The following is a 19,738-nucleotide window of genomic DNA, read 5'->3' as shown; positions in this document are numbered from 1 at the left end:
CCCACGCCCGCGTCTTCTTCTGTCCGCCACCCGCTCCACCCGCTTCACCGACCCCGCCTGCCTGACCCGCCCGCACCCATCGCCCTCCACGCACCCGGAGCAGCACATGAAGTTCCGCACCGACCCCGCCACCATCCGCGGGTCCATCGCCCCCGTCGTCACCCCGTTCACCGACGAGGGCGCCCTCGACCACGACAGCCTGCGCGGCCTGATCCGCTGGCAGCTGGAGTCCGGCTCGCACGGCATCTCGCTGGGCGGCTCCACCGGCGAGCCGTCCGCGCAGAGCACCGCCGAACGCATCGCCGCGATGCGCACCGCGGCCGACGAGATCGGCGACCGGGTGCCGTTCCTGCCCGGCACCGGCTCGCACAAGCTGGACGAGACCCTGGAGATCACCGCCGCCGCCCGGGACCTGGGCGCGGACGCCGCCCTCGTCATCACCCCGTACTACGCCCGGCCCACCCAGGAAGCCCTGTACCAGTGGTACGCCACGGTGGCCCGTGAGTTCCCCGACCTGCCGCTGGTCGCCTACAACGTGCCCTCGCGCACCGCCGTCGACATCGCGCCCGAGACCGTCCGGAGGCTCTTCACCGACTTCGACAACTTCGTCGGCGTCAAGGAGACCACCAAGGACTTCGAGCACTTCTCCCGCGTCCTGCACGCCTGCGGCCGCGACCTGCTCGTGTGGTCCGGGATCGAGCTGCTGTGCCTGCCGCTGCTCGCGCTCGGCGGCGCCGGATTCGTCTCCGCGGTGGCCAACCTCGCGCCCGCCGCGGTGGCCCGCATGTACGAGCTGTGGGAGGCCGGCGACTTCGACGCCGCCCGCGACCTGCACTACCGGCTGCACCCGCTGGTCGACCTGCTGTTCGTCGAGACCAACCCGGCCCCGGCCAAGTGGGTGCTCGCCCAGCAGGGCCGGATCGCCTCCGCCCACGTCCGCCCGCCGCTCACCGGACCCACCGAGGACGGCCTGACCCGCATCCGGGCCCTGCTCGTCGAGGGCGGCGACCTCACCCAGCAGCTCTGACCCCGCGAACGAAGCCCCGCGAACGAAGCGGCTCCGCGAACGAAGCCCCTGCGAACGAACCCCCGCGAACGAAGAGAGACGCCATGAGCACCGACACGCCGGCCCCACGCCCGGCCGACCTGCCCGAGCAGATCCAGCACTGGATCGGCGGTGAACTCACCGCGAGCGCCGACGGCCGCACCTTCCCGGTCTGCGACCCCGTGTCCAACGCCCCCTACGCCTCCGCCGCCGCCGGTGCGTCCGCCGACGTGGACCGCGCCGTCGCCGCGGCCCGCGCCGCCTTCCCCGCCTGGTCGAAGCTGGGCAACCGGGAACGCGCCCGCATCCTGTACCGCGTCGCCGACGCCGTCGAGGCGCACGAGGAGCGCCTGGCAGCCTGGGAGACCTTCGACTCCGGGCTGCCCATCACCCAGGCCAAGGGTCAGGCACGGCGGGCCGCGGAGAACTTCCGCTACTTCGCCGATGTCATCGTCGCCCTCGGCGAGGAGGCGTTCCGGGCCGGTGACCAGCAGATCAACTACGTCGTCCGCACCCCGGTCGGCGTGGCGGGCCTGATCACCCCGTGGAACACCCCGTTCATGCTGGAGAGCTGGAAGCTGGCCCCGGCGCTGGCCTCCGGCTGCACCCTCGTCCTCAAGCCCGCCGAGTGGACCCCGCTGTCCGCGAGCCTGTGGCCGCAGATCCTCGACGAGGCCGGGGTGCCCGCCGGTGTGGTCAACATCGTGCACGGCATCGGCGAGGAGGCCGGACAGGCCCTGGTCGACCACCCGGACGTGCCGCTGATCTCCTTCACCGGCTCCACCGACACCGGCCGGCACATCGTGCGCAGCTCCGCCGACCGGCTGAAGACCACGTCGATGGAGCTGGGCGGCAAGTCCCCGGTCGTGCTCTTCGCCGACGCCGACCTGGACGCGGCCCTCGACTCCGTCGTCTTCGGTGTCTTCTCGCTCAACGGCGAGCGCTGCACCGCGGGCTCCCGCGTCCTCGTGGAACGTCCCGTGTACGAGGAGTTCACCCGCCGCCTGGCCGAGCGCGCCGAGCGGGTCAAGGTCGGCCCGCCCGCCGACCCGGCCACCGAGGTCGGCGCGCTCGTCCACCCCGAGCACTACGCACGTGTGCTGGAATACGTGGAGATCGGACAGCAGGAGGCCAAGCTGGTGGCCGGCGGAACACGTCCGGCACACCTGCCCGAGGGCAACTACCTCCAGCCCACCGTCTTCGCCGACGTCCCCCGCGACGCCCGTATCTTCCAGGAGGAGATCTTCGGTCCGGTCGTCGCCGTCGCGCCCTTCGACGACGAGGCCGAGGCCGTCGCCCTGGCCAACGCCACCCAGTACGGACTGGCCGCGTATGTGTGGACGTCCGACCTCAAGCGCGGCCACCGCATCGCCCACGCCGTCGAGTCCGGCATGGTCTGGATCAACTCGCACAACGTCCGCGACCTGCGCACTCCCTTCGGCGGAGTGAAGGCCTCGGGCCTCGGCCGCGAGGGCGGCGCGCATAGTATCGACTTCTACACCGAGTCGAAGATCGTCCATGTGATGCTCGGCGAGGTGCACACACCCCGCTTCGGCGCGTCCTGACCGCGAAGGAGTAGCACCCCCATGAGTACACCTCCCGACGTCGTCCGCTCCGCCTACGCCCAGCTCGTCGTCACCGACCTGGCCAAGGCGCGCTGGTTCTGGTGCGACATGCTCGGCTTCCACGTCCAGTACGAGGACGAGGAGATGCTCTGCCTGCGCGGCACCGACGAACTCACCCACCACTCGCTCGTGCTCCGGCAGGGCGGGACGGCCGCCCTGGACCACCTCGCCTACCGGGTGCGCACCCCCGAGGACGTCGACCGCGCCGAGGAGTACTTCACCGCGCTCGGCCGCCCGGTCCGCCGCGTCCCCAGGGGACAGGGCACCCCGGGTGTGGGCGACGCCGTACGCGTCGTCGACCCGCTCGGCTTCCCGGTGGAGTTCTTCCACGACATCGACCGCGCCGAGCGCCTCATCCAGCGCTACGACCTGCGCCGCGGCGCCGAGATCGCCCGCCTGGACCACTTCAACATCTGCACCCCCGACATACCCGCCGCCTACGCCCACTACCAGGCGCTCGGCTTCGGCTGCTCGGAGACCATCGAGGGCGACGAGCACGAGCTGTACGCGGCCTGGATGTACCGCAAGCAGACCGTCCACGACGTCGCCTTCACCGGCGGCGCCGGACCCCGGCTGCACCATGTGGGCGTGGCCACCCACGAGTCCCACCACGTGCTGCGCACCGCCGACATCTTCGGCTCCCTGCGCAAGGAGCACCACATCGAGCGCGGCCCCGGCCGGCACGGTGTCTCCAACGCCTTCTACCTGTATCTGCGCGACCCGGACGGCCACCGGGTGGAGATCTACACCTCCGACTACTACACCGGCGACCCCGACCACGAGACGTACCGGTGGAACGTCCACGACGACCGCCGCCGCGACTTCTGGGGCAACGCGGTGATCGAGTCCTGGTACAAGGAGGCGGCCCCGGTCCTGGACCTCGACGGCAGGCCCCAGCCCGTCACCGAGGCCGTGCTGGACGAGTCCGCCGTCCAGGTCGGCGCCGACGGCCTCGGCATCGTCGACCCGGTCAAGCAGGACGACTGACACACGGATGTGCCGGGTGGCGGAACGCTCCGCCACCCGGCACACGTGTCTTCGCCTGCGCCCAGGTCGCCGTCAGCGCGGCACGCCGGGCCGCTTCACCGTGTTGCGGTCACCGGGCCCGCCGACGGGCGCGGTTTCCCCGGCGCTGCGCAGCCGGGGCAGCACGGTCGTCCAGACCAGCACACCGGCCACGGCGGTGGCCGCCGCCATGGTGACGGCCATGGTCGTCTCGGCGCTGCCGCCGAGCGAGACCAGGGGCGCCACCACGGGGCCCACGGCGAAGCCCGACATGCCGAGCAGAGCCGCCGCCGTCCCGGCGCGCTCACCGTGCCCGGCGAGCGCCAGCGCCGAGCTGTTCGGGCTGATGACGCCGTAGCAGAACAGCACCAGCGCGAGCAGCACCAGCACGACGGCCAGGCCCGCCCCGGCGAGCACCGCGAGCAGCAGTCCCAGGGCGGTCACGGCCGTCGCCGTCGTGCCCGCCGCGTACATGCGCACGGGCCCGGCCCGGCGCACCACGGCGCGGTTGCACAGGGAGCCGAGCACCGCGACGACCGCGTTGGCCGCGAAGACCGCGCTGAACGCGCGCGGGCCGAGGTGGAAGCCGTCCTGGAGCACGAAGCTGATGGACGCCAGGTAGGTGAAGAAGGCCGTACCGGTGCACGCTCCCACCAGCAGGTAGCAGACGAACAGGCGGTCGCGCAGCACCACGGCGAACCGCCGCCCGGTGTCGGCGAACCCGCCCGGATGCCGCAGCCCGGCGGGCAGCGTCTCCGGCAGCAGCGTCGCGGCGACCGCCAGCAGGGCGGCGCCCACGGCGGCGAGCACCACGAACAGCCCGCGCCAGTCCAGCACCGCGGTGAGCTGCCCGCCTGCGACCGGGGCCAGGATCGGCGCCAGCGCGCCGACGAGCCCCAGCAGGCTCAGCAGCCGCGCCAGTTCGATGCCCGAGGCGATGTCCCGCGCGGCGGCCAGCGCGATCACGACACCTGCCGAGCCCGTGACACCTTGCAGGAATCGTGTCACGAGGAGCACCTCGATCGTCGGGGCGAGCGCGCACAGCAGCGAGAACACCGCGAACAGCGCGATGCCCCACAGCAGCGGCCGGCGCCTGCCCAGCCGGTCGCTGAGCGGGCCCGCCACCAACTGGCCGAAGGCCAGCCCCAGCATGCACACCGACATCGACGCCTGGGCGAGGCTGTCGCTGGTGTGCAGGTCCCTGGCGAGCCGGGGCAGCAGCGGCATCGACAGGTCCATGGACAGCGGCCCGAACACCTCCAGCGAACCGAGCACGAACGCGGCGCGGCGCGCGCTCATCGGGCGCGCGCCGCTGATCGTGTCCGCCGTCATCGGGACCGGCCGGTGCCGCCGAGGACGCGCTCCAGCCACGAGTGGCGCACGGCCCCGGCCGCCCGGGACACCTCGGCGTCCGGGGAGAAACCGCTGAAGCCGTGGAAGCCGCCGGACCACACGTGCAGTTCGGCCTGCCCGCCCGTCGCCCAGATCCGGGTGGCGTAGTCGACCGCCTCGTCGCGGAACACCTCGGCGGCCCCGACCGAGACGAAGGCGGGCGGCAGCCCGGACAGGTCCCGCGCGCGCGAGGGAGCCGCGTACGGCGACACCGCGTCCGTGCCCCGGTCCGCGCCGAGCAGCGCGGTCCAGGCGGTGTCGTTGTTGGCGCGGTCCCAGATGCCGATGCCGTCGTACTGCCGGCTGGAGAGCGTGTCGTTGCGGTCGTCGAGCATCGGGCAGTCCAGCAGCTGGCCCGCGAGGGCGGGGCCGCCGCGGTCGCGGGCCATCAGCGCGAGCGCCGCGCTCAGACCGCCGCCCGCGCTCGCGCCGCCGACGACGACGCGGGCGGGATCGACGCCCAGCTCGGCGGCGTGCCCGGCGAACCAGAGCAGACCCGCGTAGCAGTCCTCGGCGGCGGCGGGCGCGGGATGCTCCGGGGCGAGGCGGTACTCCACGGTGGCGGCGACCGCGCCGTGGCGCAGGACGTCCTCGACGAGACCGGCGAGTCCGAAGAACCGGTTGCCGAGGACCATGCCGCCGCCGTGGACCGAGTAGAGGCCCGGCGCGTCGTGTACCGCGCCGCGCGGCCGCAGCACGGTCAGCTCCACGTCCGGCGCCCCGGCCGGACCGGGCACGGTGACATGTTCGCAGGTGACGGGCGCGTCGCCGATCACCTCCTCGGCGGGGGGCACCAGTGTGGCGAAGTGCGCGCGGTTGGCGAGGATCGTCCCGGCGCGCAGCGGGATGCGTTCGATCAGCTCGCGGCAGTGCGCGAGGCCCGGTTCGAGCTCCGGGTCATAGGGGACGGGGCGCGGGCGCGGTGGGCGCTCCCCGTCCGGAGTGCGCGGTGCGGTCGCGGTCACGGTCAGGGGCCTTCCGGGTCGACGGCGTCGCGGTCGGCCCAGAACGGCTCGGCCAGGGCGCGCAGTTCCTCGGCGCCCACCCGGCGCAGCAGTTCCAGGGCGCCGATGTTCTGCCGCACCTGCTCCAGCCGGCTGGCGCCGACCAGGGTGGTCACATTGGCCGGGTGGGTGAGGGTGAAGGCGACGGCGAGCTGGGCGCAGGTGGTGCCGAGCTTGTCGGCGAGCCGGGTCAGGGCCGGGACGGTGGCCACGATGTTGTCCCGGATGCCGCCGGGGTCGCGGCCGATCTCGCGCTCCGGGGCGGTCCGCCCGGCCAGGATGCCGCCCTCCAGCACATCGGAGGCCTGCATGGCGAATCCGTCGGCGAACAGCTCGGCGAACGGCTCCCCGTCGGGGATGGAGCGGCGCGCCAGGCTGTACTTCAGCTGGGCGATCTGCGGTCCGGGCACCCCCTGCTCGGCGGCGATGCGGCGCAGGGCGCGTACGTTCGAGGCCGACCAGTTGTTGACGCCCCAGGCCCGGATCAGTCCGGCCTCGGTGAGCGCGGCGAGGTCGCCGACCAGGTCCTCCAGGCGTACGTCGTCGCGGCGCAGGTCGCCGAGGATCACCAGGTCCGCGTGTTCGAGACCGGTGCGCAGGAACGCGTTCTCCAGCTGCGGGGCGAAGCCCTCGGCGCCGAAGCCCTCGATCCACAGTTTCACGGAGGCCAGGTAGTCGGCGCGGGGGACGCCGACCGCCCGCATGATCGCGCCCCACAGCACGTCGGTGAAGACGGGCGGCATGCCGGGCATGCCGTAGACACCGACGTCGAAGAGGTTGACGCCCTGGTCGAGCGCGTGGCGGACCATGGCGACGGCGTCGGCGAAGTCCATCCGGTCGAAGGTGTGCCAGGAGCCGAGGGACAGCTGCGACACCTCCAGGTCGCTGCTGCCGACGCGGCGGCGGGGGAGAAGCGTGGGGGACACGTGTGAGTTCCTCTCGTGGGCCCGTACGCGGGCGTCACGCGGGCGTACGGAGCGGTGCGGGTGTGCTGTGCGGGTGTGCCGTGTGCGGGTACGGACCGCGGCAGGCCGGGGCGGTCTCAGGGCAGCCGGGGGTCGACGACGGCCTTGATCTCCTCGTGCCGGCTCATCGCCTCGATCCGGGCGGACGCCTGGGACAGACCGACGGGTGTGCCGAACAGCCGGTCCCACGGCATGCGGTCGCCAAAGGAGGTGAAGAAGCCGATCGCGTCGTGGTAGTCGGCGATGTCGCCGTTGAGTGAGCCGACGACGGTGAGTTCCTTGCCCATCACCGTGCCCAGTGCGAGGGCTTCGGAGCCCGGACCGGTGCTGCCGACGACCACGACGCGTCCGCGCTGCGCGGCCATCTCCACGGCCTCCCGGCCGACCGAGGGCGCCCCGGCGAAGTCGAGCACCAGGTCGGCGCCGTGGCCGCCGGTCAGTTCCCGCACCCGGTCCACGACGGCGGCCGAGCCCCCGGCGATGTCCACCGTCTCGTCGGCGCCGAACTCACGGGCCAGGGCCAGCCGGGAGGCGGGAGCGCCGACGGTGACCACGCTGCCCGCGCCGCTGATCCGGGCGACGGCGGTGGCGAACAGACCGAGCGCGCCCGAACCCTGCACCACGACACGGGAACCGGGGCGCACCCCGCCCACCCGGGAGAACGCCCGGAGGACCGTCTTGGCCGCACACCCCGCCATCGCCGCCCAGGTGTCGGGTGTCTCGGCGGGCAGCAGCAGCTTGGCGGCGCCGGGCACCACATAGGCGTACTCGCACAGGCCCGCCGTGGCGTGCGGCCAGGCGTCGGAGCGCTGGAGGAACCCGTAGCCGCGGGCGGAGCAGGCGACCGGCTCGCGCAGCACGGTGCAGCCGTGGCAGGCGCCGCAGGTCGACTCGGACCACCCGATGCGGTCGCCGGGGCCGAGTGCGCGGCCCAGCGCGTCGCGGGTGTCCTCGCCGACCGCGACGATCTCGCCGACCATCTCGTGGCCGAGCACCATCGGCAGCATGCCGGGGAAGGTCATCTTCCCCGACCAGATCTCGATGTCGGTGCCGCACAGCGTCGTGCACAGGATCCGCACGAGGGCGGCGCCCGGCTCCGGTTTCGCAGGAAGTGGCAGGTCAGTGAGTTCCAGAGGGGCGCCGTGCGCGGTGAGGACGGCGGCACGTGCGGCGGAGGGAAGGTCCATCGGATGCTCCTTCGGATCGAGCACGCGGCGGCTCGACGATGCGTTAGTCTACGGTTGTCGACTCAAATGTCGAGACCCCCGAGAGCAATGAGGAGCACCCGTGCGCACAGCCGACGGCGACGCCCGCAACGCATCGGCCGACCTGATCCTGCGAGGCGGGGTGGTCCATTCCCTGTGCGCGGGCGGCGAGGAGGCGACCGCGATCGCCGTCCGCGACGGACGTGTCGCACGGATCGGCGACGACCGCGCGATGAGGGAGCTCACCGGCCCCTCGACCACGGTCGTCGACCTCGGCGGCCGGGTCGTCCTGCCCGGCGTCAACGACGCCCATCTGCACGCCACCTGGCTCGGCGCGCTCTGGCCGGACACCCTCTTCGGCGGACAGGCGGGACTCGGACCCGGACCCGGACCGCAGCGCCCCCTGCTCGACGCCGCCCAGCGCCGCCGGGCGATCCTGCGCGCCGGGGACCTGCTCGCCTCGCTCGGCATCACCAGCTACACGGAGCCGGGCCTCGGTCCCGGCGAGGACGAGGGCGCGACCGGCGCGTTCGGCACCTCGGTCGTGGGGGAGTACCGCGCGCTCGCCGCCGAGGGGCTGCTGCGGGCCCGGGTCACCGTGCTCTCGCTCTACGGCGAACTCGACGGCCCCAGCGACCTGGAGCACTTCCTCGCCGGGCTCGCCGCCACCGACGCCACCACGAGCGACCCGCGCTGGCTCCGCTTTGCCGGCGTGAAGATATTCGCCGACGGCATCCCCCCGATGAAGTCGGCCTACACGCACCACTGCTACACGGACGGCGTCCGGCCCGAGCTGCTGGTGGCGGGCGCCGACGACACCGAACGCGAGGCCAACCTGACCCGGATGATCCTCGCCGCCCACCGCCTCGGCCTCCAGGTGGGCGTGCACGCCACCGGCGACCGTGCCATCGATGTCATGCTCGACGCGATCGAACAGGCCCGCCGCGAGCACGACGTCGACCTCGGGCACTACGTCATCCACGGCGACCTGGTGACCGTGCCGCAACTGCGCCGGATGGCCGCCCTGGGAGTGGGTCTGGACACCCAGCCCGAGATCGCGCTGCGCACCCACCCCCTGGTCGACGCCGCGCTGGGCGAGGGCACGGCGACGGCGGCCTGGCCGCTGCGCGCCGTGCTGGACGCGGGCGTGCCGCTCTGCCTGACCTCCGACGCCCCGGTGCTCTCGCCGGACTGGCGGCGCCAGATCGCCGCCGCCGACGCGTGGATGGGCCCCGCCGCCGATCCGCGGCGGCGCATGGACCGGCTGCTGCGCTGCTACACGGTGGAGCCGGCCCGCCAGGACCGCGCCGCCTCGTGGAAGGGCACGCTCGCCGCGGGCATGGCCGCCGACCTGTGCGTACTGGAGACCGACCCGTACGCGGTCACACCGGCCGAACTCCCGCATGTCAGCGTCGATTTGACCGTGGTGGACGGCAGGATCGTCTACGAGCGCGGGGCAGCCGGGAAGGCCGGGGCGGTCGAGGCGGTGCAGACGTCCGGGACGTCGGGGGTGCCGGAGACCGCCGAGGCGGCGGAGATCGCCTGACGGGCGGAGCGACCGCGAGCCCGTCATGGCCGGGGGAGGGGGAAGGGGAGGGGGAGGGGGAGCGAGCGGCGCCGCACGACGCGGCCCGCCGCAAGCGGGGCGGGGCCGGGCGTACCGGCTCCGCCCCGCCGGGGTCCGGGCCCGGTTCCGTAGGGGGCCGGGCCCTTTCGCGCGTCCGGGAGCGCTTCGACCGGAAACTCGGCGAGGGACGATGACATTGGCCGTATCTCGCCTGCCGTCCCACGAGCCGCACAGGCTTACTGATGCTCCCGCGCCGTGCACTGCGCGGGTGGTGGTGACGACAGCACGGGGGGACCATGGATCACACGGGCGACACCGGCGTACCACCTCCCGGGCCTTTGCCGCAGCGTCCGCCCGGGCCACCGTCCCGGCCGCCGCAGCCGGCTCCGCAGATACCGCCGATGCCGCTGCCTCCGCGCAGTGGAAAGCCGCTGGAACTCCGGGTCGAGCGGCAGATCCTGTGGGTGGGGTCGGCGGCGGTTCCGTTGCGCAATGTCAGCTGGGTCGAAGTGTTCAGGCTGAAGCCCGCCTGGGGCAAGGCCGGCCTCTACCTCCTGCTGCTTGCGGGCGTCGTCTTCTTCGTCTCCGACCGGTTCGACTCCACGGGCGGGGGCGGCGGGGGCGGCAGTCCCGCCTCGGGCGTCCTGGCCCTGGCCGCCCTGGTCGTCGTCTGCGCCGTCCTGATCTCGTCGCGCAAGCCGGTGCTGGTCGTCGAGCTGAACAGCGGTTCCAGGGTGGTCCTGACCCTGCCGACCATGGATGAACTGCGGGCGATCGCCGGTCAGGTCGTGTACGCGATCGACCACCCGGAGTACGAGTTCTCCGCCGTCCTGGAGCAGTACAACACCACGAACAACTTCGGTTCCGTCGTCAACATGAACGGCGGCAGGGGAAACACGGGGATCAAACTGTGAGCGACACGTCGAACTACTACGGAGACGTCGTCAATGTGAACGGCGGCGAGAAGGTCGTCGGCATCAACCACGGCACCGTCGTCCACCATGACGGCACCGGTCAGGACGCCCAGCTTCGAGCCGCCGTGACGGACCTCACCCGCCTCCTGGACAGCCTGCGCCCGGCGCTCACCCCGGACCAGGCCCGGACCGTGGACGACGCGCTGCCCGCGCTCACCCCCGACCGGACCGCCCTGCGCGAGCGCGGCATGATCCTGGCGCATGTCTCGCAGATCGCGGCGACCGTGGGCGAGGTGGGCAGGCCCGTCATGGAGGCGCTGGGACGGCTGCTCGCGCTGCTGAGCTGACGGGCCTGCCCCGGGGCGGACGCGGTCCGGCCCACGCCGTGGGCGGAACAGCGGATCCGGGCTCCGCGACAGCGGCCGAGTTCCCACGGCGTCCCGGTCCGGAGCGCCTCACCGGCTGCCGCCCCCGGCGCGAGCGGCCTCGCGGCCTCGGCGTTCGCCTCCGCCGAGGGTGCGGGCATCCGGCCGGGGCCCGCGCCGCCCCTCAGGTGAGGAGCTGCCCGCCGTCCACCGGCAGGCTGGTGCCGGTGATGTGGGTGGCGGAGTCACCGGCGAGGAAGACCGCGGCGGCGGCGACGTCGTCGACCGCCGCGAGCCTGCGCAGCGGGATGCGGCTCTCCCATGCCTGGCGCTGCGGCGACCCCTCGGGCATCCCCGTGGCCAGCATCTCGGTCAGGACCGGGCCGGGCGCCACCGCGTTGACGCGGATCCCGTGCTCCGCCAGCTCGATCGCCGCCCACCGGGTGAGTGAGTCCACCGCCGCCTTGCTGCTCTCGTAGCCGCCCATGCCGGGTGTGGGCTGGCGGCCGCCGATCGAGGAGATGTTGACGATCGCCCCGGTGACGCCCGCGCCGACCATCCGCCGGGCGACATGCTGGGTCATCAGGAACGTACCGAGCACATTGGTCCGCAGGATCGTGTCGAGGTCGGAGCCGGCCAGCTCCAGGAGCGCGCCGTGCACGGTGAGCAGCCCGGCGTTGTTCACCAGGACCTCGACCGGGCCCGACTCGGCCTCGATCGCGTCGAGTTCACGGCCGATCGCGGCCGCGTCGGTGATGTCGAGCACCCGGCCGTGGACGCCGAGTTCCGCGGCTGTCCGCGTGACGCGCTCCGCGTCCCGGTCGGCGACGACCACGGTGTCGCCCGTGGCGGCGAAGGCCGCGGCGACGCCCCGGCCGATCCCGCCCGCCCCACCGGTGACGAGCACGGTGCGTGTCTTCTTCATCGTCCACTCTCCTCACAGCGTGACCCGCGTCACGGCGTCGGCCGTATAGTATACGGTTGTAGACGAAAAACCCGAGGCTTCCGGGAGGAACTTTGAGTGCTGCGAAGACCGTTCCCCGCCGCCGGCTCGGACCGGGCGGACCCGAGGTCCCGGTGCTGGCCCTGGGATCGTGGAACACCTGGGACCGCATGGAGTTCGACGACGCCGTGGCGCTGATCGCACGGGCCGCGGAACTCGGCTGCGCCTTCTTCGACGTCGCGCACTACAACATGGGCCCGCACGCGGAGAACGCCCGCACCGACCTGATCTTCGGGCGGGCCGTACGGGAGGCCGGGCTCGCCCGCGCCGACTGGCACTTCTGCGGAAAGCTCTGGCTCTGGGACTACCCCGCCACCGGGTTCACCCGGCAGCTGGAGACCTCCCTCGAACGCGTCGGCACCGAGCGGGCCGACTCGGTCGTCGTCGGCGACTACTTCGGCGAACTCGACGTCGAGCGCGTGGTCACCGATGTCGCCGAGCAGATCGAGGCGGGCCGCTTCGACACCTGGGGTGTCAACAACTGGCGCTACGACGACCTGCGCCGGGCGATCGACGTCGCACGCGCACGAGGACTCGTACCGCCCTCGTTCGCCCAGCTGAAGTACGGCCTGGTCCGCCGGTCCATGGCGGAGGGCGGCTACTACGCGCCGCTGTTCGCGTCCGGGGAGATCGCCCTCCAGGCCTCCGACGTCCTGGAGGGCGGCATGCTGGCGGGCAAGCTGATCCCGGACCGCAAGATCGGCGCCGATGTCGGCGGCATCCGCGAACGCGTCGCCGCGTCCTACGGCACGGTGCGCCGCCTGGCCGACGAGTTCGGCGCCTCGCCCGCCCAGCTCGGCATCGCCTTCTGCCTGGCCAACCCCGCCACCGCCAACGTGCTGGTCGGCGTCTCCCGGCAGAGCCAGCTGGAGGACAACGTCGGCGCGCTGGCCCTGCTCGACCGGGTGGGCGCGCAGGCCCTGCGCCGGGCCACCGCCGACCTCTGGCTCGACCGCGACGTCGCCGCGGACGGCACCTGGTGACACCGGCCGGCACCGGCCACCGCACGGATCCACCCCCGACAGCCGCACCACACCCTCAGGAGAACACCATGACCGCATCCGGCACACCGGCCACGCCCGACCGCATCGTCGGTATCGCCACCGGCTACATGGGCGCCAAGCAGCTCTTCGCCGCGGCGCGCACCGGTCTCTTCCGCGCCCTCGCCGACGGTGAGCGCGACATACCGGCGCTGGCCTCGGCCACCGGCCTGAGCGAGCGGATGGCGCGGATCCTCGCCGACGCCATGAACGGCCTGGGGCTGCTGGAGCGCCGCGACGGCCGCTACCGGCTCGCCCCGGACGCCGCCGCGTACCTGACCGGCGACGGCGACCTCGACCTGCACCCCTTCCTCGCCTTCCTGAACGAGATCAGCTACGGCCACTGGCTCCAGTTCGACACCACCGTCGACACCACCGAGCCCGGCGAGCTGAAGATGGACGACGACCGGTGGAAGGCGTTCATGGCCGGGGTCATGCGCTACAACACCCTGCACGCCGCCATGCTCGCCCGATCCTTCGACTTCACCCCCTTCCGCAGCCTGCTCGACCTCGGCGGTCTCTCGCCCGACTTCGCCATCGGCGCCCTGAAGGCCAACCCCGGTCTCACGGCCCGCTTCGTCTTCGACCCGGCCTCCACCGACGCCGTCACCGGGGCGCTGGCCGCCGCGGGCGTCGCCGACCGGGCGACGGTCGAACCGGCGCCGACCGACACGGCCGACCCCGGCGGGGAGCACGATCTCGTCATGGTCAACCACGTCATCCACCGCTTCACCGCGGAGCAGAACCGGGCGATCCTCACCGCCGCGCGCGCCGCCGCGGCGCCCGGGGCCACCCTGCTCCTGCTGGACTTCCTGCTGGACGACGACGAGCGCCAGCGCTCCATCGACGCGCTGCACGCCGGGGAGTACTTCGTCATCGACGGCACGGTGGTGTACCCGGCGTCCGAGGTGGAGGAGTGGCTGACGGCCGCCGGCTGGCGTCCGCGGGAGGTCCTGGCGCTGCCCGGAAGCCCCCGTGTGGTCGTCGCGGAAGCTGTCTGACCTGCGGTGACACCCCCGGCCTGACCCTCCGGCCACGACATGGCCCCCTCGCTCGCCAATCGGCTGCGACGGGGCCATTGTCTTTTTAGCCGACATCCGTAGACTAACGGCCACGACACGTGAGGTGGCGTGCGAGGGAACACTGGCCCGCGCACCCGCTCTCGTCGATCGATGGGCCGAGCGCTGCGACGGCGACGAGAACCGGCGATCCTCTCCCGGCTCGATCTGGCATCAGCGCCCCTCTTACCCGAGAGAAGATTCCATGCAGAGGATCTGGAGAGCCGCACTTGTCGCGGTCGTCGCGCTCGCGCTCGCCGCCTGCACGAACGCCGCCGCCACGTCCGGCAGAACATCGACGGACCAACTCAGGATCGGCACGCTCCTGGACGTCACGTCCTGGGACCCGGCCAACGCCGACATCGGCTTCGACGGTCCCTACCTGTCCGCCGTCTACGACCCGCTGGTCGCCCTGGACAAGAACTCCCGCCCCGTCCCCGCACTCGCCACGTCGTGGTCCTACTCCCCGGACTACCTGACCCTCACCATGCACCTGCGCACCGGGGTCTCCTTCAGCGACGGGCAGCGCTTCGACGCGGCGGCCGCGGTGCAGAACCTGGAGCACCTCAGGTCCGGGGTCCGCTCCGGCCAGACGTACGCCGACGTCACGAGCGTCACCGAGGTGGACCCGGACACCATCGCCCTCCACCTCAAGAAGAAGAACGACTCGCTGCTCTACTACATGGGCCTGGGCCGCAGCTGGATGGCCTCACCCGCCGCCATCAAGGCCAAGAGCCTCACCGCCGCACCGGTCGGCTCCGGCCCGTACACCTTCCGGGCCGGCGAGTCCACACCCGGATCGCAGTACGTGTTCACCGAGCAGCCCCGGCACTGGGACCGGGCCACCTACCCGTACCGCACGGTGAAGGTGTTCCCGATCGCCGACCCGACCGCCAGCTTCAACGCCATGCTCTCCGGCCAGCTCGACGTCAACTACGCCAACGCGGCGGACATCCCGTACGCCGAGCGCAACGGCTGGAACGTCGCCTCGAAGGTCGCCACCTGGGTCGGCATCCAGTTCACCGACCGCACCGGCAAGCAGCTCAAGCCGCTCGGCGACGTCCGGGTGCGCCAGGCCATCAACCACGCCTTCGACGGCGCGGCCATCCTCAAGTCCGTCGGACAGGGCTCCGGCGTGGCCACCAACCAGGTGTTCCCGGCGGGCGACCCCGCCTACGACGCCTCGCTCAACGACCGCTACCCGTTCGACATGGACAAGGCCAAGCGGCTGCTGGCCGAGGCCGGCTACCCCGACGGCTTCCGGGTCACGATGCCGATGTCGTCGATCTTCCAGGCCTGGCAGCCCGCCGTACAGCAGATTCTCGGCCAGCTCGGCATCAAGGTGACCTGGAAGAACATGTCACCGGCCGACTACCAGAAGAACGCCTCCACCTTCCCGATGTTCGTGGCGGTCGTGGCCCTCGACTCCAACTCGGCGGCGTCGGTGGACGGCCGGATCGCCTCCCGCCAGTGGTTCAACCCGAACCCCTCCACCGAGGCGTTCCCCGAGATCCAGTCGCTGCTCGGCAGGATCCAGGCGGCCACCGGCGACCGGCAGACCGCGCTGATCCGCGAACTGGACGCCAAGGTCACCGACACGGCCTGGCAGGACGTCTGGTACCAGGCGAACAACACCTACTTCAGCATGAAGGGAATCACGGTGACCCCCATCACCGGCATGATGTTCCCGACCCTGCGGTTCATCCAGCGCGGCTAGGGCCTCTCGTCGGGTCATGCCGGGCTCGCGTGCCCTGGCACCGTCCTCACCGCGTCGCCGTCGGTTGCCGTGGCTCCGCCGTGCCGCCCGCCTCCGCCTCGCGACGCTCCCCCACCGCCCGAACGGCGTGGGAGGTGCCCCCACCACCAGACCCCGCTCCCTGCCCCGGCCTGATCCAGACGAAAGACCCTAGCTCCCGTCCCGGCGGCGGCCCGCCCCGACAGCCGGCCGCCGCGCCCAGAGGGGTCCCACATGATCAAATTCACCTTGCGGCGCCTGCTCTCAGGAGCCGTCCTCCTGGTGGTCGTCACCTCGGCCTCCTTCTTCCTGGCACATCTGGCCATCGGCGACCCCACCGCCGCCCTCCTCGGCGACAGCGCCACCCCCGTCCAGCGGGCCGCGCTGCGCCATCAGCTCGGCCTGGACCGGCCCCTGCTCGTCCAGTTCTGGGACTGGTTCTCCCACGCGCTGCACGGCGACTTCGGCACCTCCTGGCGCAACTTCCAGCCGGTCTCCGACCAGATCTCCCTCCGCGTCCCGGTCACCCTGTCCGTCGTCATCGCCGCCACCGTCCTGGCCGCCCTCATCGGTCTGGCCGTCGGCATCGCCACCGGACTGCGCCCCCGCGGCGTCCTCGCCCGCGTCCTCAAGGTCGCCTCCGTCGTGCTGTTCGCCCTCCCGGGCTTCTGGGTCAGCCTCATCCTCGTCCTGACCTTCGCCATCAAGCTGCGCTGGTTCCCCGCCGTCGGCTACGTCCCCCTCGCGCACTCCGGCACCGAATGGCTGCGCTCCATCACCCTGCCGTCCATCGCCCTGGCCCTCGGCGCGATCGTGATGATCGCCGAACAACTGCGCAACGGCTTCCTGGAGGTCACCCACCAGGACTTCGTCCGCACCCTCAGGGCCCGCGGCCTGTCCTCGCGGCGCGTCACCCTGCATGTGCTGCGCAACGCCTCGCCCGCCGCGCTCACCGTCCTCGCCGTGATGTTCGTCGGACTGCTCGGCGGCGCCATCGTCGTCGAGATCGTCTTCAACCTCCCGGGCATCGGCAGCCTCACCCAGTCGGCCAGCCAGATCGGCGACATCCCGGTGCTGCTCGGACTGACCGTCGTCACGGTCGTCTTCGTCGTCGTCGTCAACTTCCTGCTCGACCTCGTGCTCGGGTGGGTCAACCCGAAGGTGCGCGAGAAATGACCGAAGCCGCGTTCCCCGCCACACCCGAACCCGTCCAGGCCAGACAGCGACTCTGGTCGCGCTATCTGCGCCGCCCCGTCGGCGTCGCCGCGCTCGCCGTCTTCCTCCTCGTCGTCCTCGTGGGCCTGTTCGCGCCGCTGCTCGCCCCGCACGACCCCAACTTCGTCGACTTCAACCTCACCCAGGCCCCTCCCGGCCACGGCCACCTGATGGGCGGCGACTCCGCCGGCCGCGACATCTTCAGCCGGCTCCTGTACGGCGCGCGCACCACCCTGTACGGCGCCGCCGTCGCCTGCCTCGCCGGGGCCCTGCTCGGCGTCCCCGCGGGCGTGGCCGCCGGCTACTTCGGCGGCCCGGCCGACCGGATCTTCTCCTGGATCAGCGATGCCGCGCAGTCCGTGCCCGGCATGATCGTCCTGCTCATCGTCGCCGCGGGCACCGGCGCCGACTTCACCGTGCTGATGATCACCGTCGGCGCCTTCATGGCACCCGGCTACTACCGCATCTCCCGCTCCAGGGCGCTCGCCGTGCGCAAGGAGCCGTACATCGACGCGGCCCGGGTGGCGGGCCTCACCCACACCCAGATCCTGCGCGCCCACATGCTGCGGGCCGTCTACGCACCCGTCATCATCCAGTCCGCGCTGACCGCCGGCATCGCCATGGGCCTACAGACCGGGTTGCAGTTCCTCGGCATCGGCACCGCGTCGAACCCCGACTGGGGCCAGATGATGAACGACGGGTTCCGCACCATGCTGACCCACCCGCTCATCCTGCTGTGGCCCTCGGCCGCCCTCGGCATCACCATCGCCGCCCTCGCCTTCATGGGCTCCACCCTCGCCGACCTGGTGAACTCGCGCACCGCACCGGCCCCCCGGCGCTCCCGTGCGGCCGCGCCGCCCCGCCAGGAGGGCTCCACCACCGGCGAGTTGCTGCACTCGGCGGCGGACAGCGCGCTCAGGATCGAGAACCTCCGCGTCAGCTACCGCACCCCGCACGGCGACAAGCAGGTCGTGCACGGCGTGAGCCTGGACGTCGCACCCGGCGAAGTGCTCGGCATCGTCGGCGAGTCCGGCTCGGGCAAGTCGCAGACCGTCTTCTCCGCGCTGGACCTGCTCCCGGCCGACGGCACCGCCACCGCCGACGGCATCTGGGTCGGCGGCAGCGAGGCCGGCTCGCTCCCGCGCGCCAAGCGCCACGCCCTGCTCGGCACCCGCATCGGCTACGTGCCCCAGGAGCCGATGAGCAACCTCGACCCCTGCTACACCATCGGCCACCAGCTGACCGAACCCCTGCGCGCGGTGCACGGGCTGTCCAAGGCCGAGGCGGGGGAGCGGGCCCGCGCGATCCTCGAACGCGTCGGCATCACCGACCCCGACCGGGTGCTGGCGTCCTACCCGCACCAGATCTCCGGCGGCATGGCGCAGCGCGTCCTCATCGCGGGCGCGGTCTCCGGCAACCCCGGCCTGCTGGTCGCCGACGAACCGACCACCGCCCTGGACGTCACCGTCCAGGCAGAAGTCCTGGAACTGCTGCGCGAGTTGCAGGCGGAGTACGGGATGGCCCTGGTCATCGTCACCCACAACTTCGGTGTGGTCGCCGACATCTGCGACCGCGTCGCCGTCATGAAGGACGGCCGGATCATCGAGACCGGCCCGGTCGAGCAGATCTTCGGCGACCCCGGCGACCCGTACACCGCGGAACTCATCCGCGCCTCGCAGGACGACACCGAGAGCCGCGCCGACCTGGACGCGGCCTGGAACACGGCCGGACGGACGGTGCACTCATGACCACGGACACCCACGGGGACGCGCTGCTCGAAGTGGACGACGTCATCGTCGACTACCGCCGCGGACGCAGCACGTTCCGGGCGCTCAAGGGCATCTCCATGAAGATCGGCGCGGGCGAGTGCGTCGGCCTGGTCGGCGAGAGCGGCTCGGGCAAGTCGACCCTCGGCAAGGCCATCCTCGGCCTCGCCCCGGTCACCTCCGGCACCATCCGCTTCGACGGCCGCGACATCACCCACGCCAAGGGAGCCGAACGGCGCCGCCTGGCCGCCGACCTCCAGGTCGTCTTCCAGGACCCCTACGGCTCACTGGACCCCACCCTCACCGTCGGCCAGATCCTCGCCGAACCCCTCACCGCGTCCGGCACCGGCCGCGCCGAGGCACGCAAGGCGGTGGCCGAGATGCTCGACCACGTACGCCTGCCCGCGGACACCGTCACGCGCTACCCCAGCGAGTTCTCCGGCGGCCAGCGCCAGCGCGTCGCCATCGCCCGCGCGCTGGTGCGCCGCCCGCGCCTGATCGTCTGCGACGAACCCGTCAGCGCGCTCGACCTCACCACCCAGGCGGCGGTGATCGACCTGTTCATCGACATCCAGCGCGAGACCGGCGTCTCCTACCTGTTCGTCTCCCACGACCTGGGCGTGGTCCGGCGCATCTGCCACCGGGTCTCGGTCATGTACCAGGGAGAGTGCGTGGAGTCCGGACCCAACGAGACCGTCACCCGCGACCCCGGACACCCCTACACCCGCCGACTGCTGCTGGCCTCCCCGGTGGCCGACCCGGCCCGGCAGGCCGAGCGCAGGAGAAGCTGGCTCGGACTGCGGGCGGTGAGCGCCTCACCCGTACCGTAGGCGC

Annotated in this window: 17 protein-coding genes; 12 read left to right on the top strand and 5 right to left on the bottom strand. The window is 72.4% G+C overall.

All coding sequences use genetic code 11. The features are described 5' to 3' along the window. Positions 1-106 precede the first annotated feature (106 nt). The 3 genes from dapA (at position 107) to hpaD (ending at position 3,657) form a co-directional block, all read left to right on the top strand. Complete coding sequence (dapA, locus tag B086_RS0109105) at positions 107-1,027, top strand: 4-hydroxy-tetrahydrodipicolinate synthase (RefSeq protein WP_018566103.1); 921 nt, start codon at positions 107-109, stop codon at positions 1,025-1,027. Positions 1,028-1,110: 83 nt separating this feature from the next. Further along, positions 1,111-2,610 carry a 5-carboxymethyl-2-hydroxymuconate semialdehyde dehydrogenase gene (gene hpaE, locus B086_RS0109100; protein ID WP_018566102.1) on the top strand — a complete coding sequence of 500 codons (1,500 nt, stop codon included), beginning with the start codon at positions 1,111-1,113 and terminating at the stop codon, positions 2,608-2,610. Between the two features lie 21 nt (positions 2,611-2,631). Beyond that, entirely contained in the window at positions 2,632-3,657 is a 1,026-nt protein-coding gene (gene hpaD / locus B086_RS0109095) for a 3,4-dihydroxyphenylacetate 2,3-dioxygenase (protein ID WP_018566101.1), read from the top strand. Between the two features lie 72 nt (positions 3,658-3,729). On the opposite strand, the gene B086_RS0109090 is transcribed toward hpaD, so the two are convergent. The 4 genes from B086_RS0109090 to B086_RS0109075 all read right to left on the bottom strand — a co-directional run bounded on the left by B086_RS0109090 (position 3,730) and on the right by B086_RS0109075 (position 8,223). Beyond that, positions 3,730-5,007, bottom strand: coding sequence for a multidrug effflux MFS transporter (locus B086_RS0109090; protein ID WP_018566100.1), 1,278 nt, complete (start codon positions 5,005-5,007; stop codon positions 3,730-3,732). Beyond that, on the bottom strand, positions 5,004-6,032 hold the full coding sequence (locus B086_RS0109085) for an alpha/beta hydrolase (RefSeq protein ID WP_018566099.1): 1,029 nt from the start codon (positions 6,030-6,032) through the stop codon (positions 5,004-5,006). The genes B086_RS0109090 and B086_RS0109085 overlap by 4 nt, the downstream gene beginning before the upstream one ends. 2 nt (positions 6,033-6,034) lie before the next feature. After that, entirely contained in the window at positions 6,035-6,997 is a 963-nt protein-coding gene (locus tag B086_RS0109080; protein ID WP_018566098.1) for an aldo/keto reductase, read from the bottom strand. A 116-nt stretch (positions 6,998-7,113) separates the two neighbouring features. Beyond that, complete coding sequence (locus tag B086_RS0109075; protein WP_018566097.1) at positions 7,114-8,223, bottom strand: zinc-binding dehydrogenase; 1,110 nt, start codon at positions 8,221-8,223, stop codon at positions 7,114-7,116. A gap of 100 nt (positions 8,224-8,323) precedes the next feature. On the opposite strand from B086_RS0109075, the gene B086_RS0109070 reads away from it, so the two are divergent. The 3 genes from B086_RS0109070 (at position 8,324) to B086_RS0109060 (ending at position 11,069) form a co-directional block, all read left to right on the top strand. Next, positions 8,324-9,787, top strand: a complete 1,464-nt coding sequence (locus tag B086_RS0109070) for an amidohydrolase (RefSeq protein WP_018566096.1) — start codon at positions 8,324-8,326, stop codon at positions 9,785-9,787. 422 nt (positions 9,788-10,209) lie between these two features. Then, on the top strand, positions 10,210-10,722 hold the full coding sequence (locus B086_RS0109065; RefSeq protein WP_018566095.1) for a DUF6232 family protein: 513 nt from the start codon (positions 10,210-10,212) through the stop codon (positions 10,720-10,722). Beyond that, positions 10,719-11,069, top strand: a complete 351-nt coding sequence (locus B086_RS0109060; RefSeq protein WP_018566094.1) for a hypothetical protein — start codon at positions 10,719-10,721, stop codon at positions 11,067-11,069. The genes B086_RS0109065 and B086_RS0109060 overlap by 4 nt, the downstream gene beginning before the upstream one ends. A 202-nt stretch (positions 11,070-11,271) precedes the next feature. On the opposite strand, the gene B086_RS0109055 is transcribed toward B086_RS0109060, so the two are convergent. Then, positions 11,272-12,012, bottom strand: a complete 741-nt coding sequence (locus B086_RS0109055) for an SDR family NAD(P)-dependent oxidoreductase (RefSeq protein ID WP_018566093.1) — start codon at positions 12,010-12,012, stop codon at positions 11,272-11,274. 92 nt (positions 12,013-12,104) lie between these two features. On the opposite strand from B086_RS0109055, the gene B086_RS0109050 reads away from it, so the two are divergent. The 6 genes from B086_RS0109050 to B086_RS0109025 all read left to right on the top strand — a co-directional run bounded on the left by B086_RS0109050 (position 12,105) and on the right by B086_RS0109025 (position 19,734). Further along, the gene (locus tag B086_RS0109050; RefSeq protein WP_026252252.1) at positions 12,105-13,073 is read left to right on the top strand and encodes an aldo/keto reductase; all 969 of its coding nucleotides are present in this window, start codon (positions 12,105-12,107) and stop codon (positions 13,071-13,073) included. A 68-nt stretch (positions 13,074-13,141) separates the two neighbouring features. Next, complete coding sequence (locus tag B086_RS0109045) at positions 13,142-14,131, top strand: methyltransferase (protein ID WP_018566091.1); 990 nt, start codon at positions 13,142-13,144, stop codon at positions 14,129-14,131. 262 nt (positions 14,132-14,393) lie between these two features. Next, positions 14,394-15,905: an ABC transporter substrate-binding protein gene (locus tag B086_RS0109040; protein ID WP_018566090.1), complete on the top strand. Its 1,512-nt coding sequence runs from the start codon at positions 14,394-14,396 to the stop codon at positions 15,903-15,905. Positions 15,906-16,157: 252 nt separating this feature from the next. Next, a complete protein-coding gene (locus tag B086_RS0109035) occupies positions 16,158-17,099 on the top strand; it encodes an ABC transporter permease (RefSeq protein WP_026252251.1) in 942 nt (313 codons plus the stop codon). After that, a complete protein-coding gene (locus B086_RS0109030; RefSeq protein WP_018566088.1) occupies positions 17,096-18,886 on the top strand; it encodes a dipeptide/oligopeptide/nickel ABC transporter permease/ATP-binding protein in 1,791 nt (596 codons plus the stop codon). The genes B086_RS0109035 and B086_RS0109030 overlap by 4 nt, the downstream gene beginning before the upstream one ends. Then, on the top strand, positions 18,883-19,734 hold the full coding sequence (locus B086_RS0109025) for an ATP-binding cassette domain-containing protein (RefSeq protein WP_018566087.1): 852 nt from the start codon (positions 18,883-18,885) through the stop codon (positions 19,732-19,734). The genes B086_RS0109030 and B086_RS0109025 overlap by 4 nt, the downstream gene beginning before the upstream one ends. Positions 19,735-19,738: the final 4 nt, after the last annotated feature.

This window comes from Streptomyces sp. PsTaAH-124 (genome assembly GCF_000373685.1).
GTDB classification, from domain to species: Bacteria; Actinomycetota; Actinomycetes; order Streptomycetales; family Streptomycetaceae; genus Streptomyces; species Streptomyces andamanensis.
This window is presented reverse-complemented; position numbering and strand designations above follow the sequence as displayed.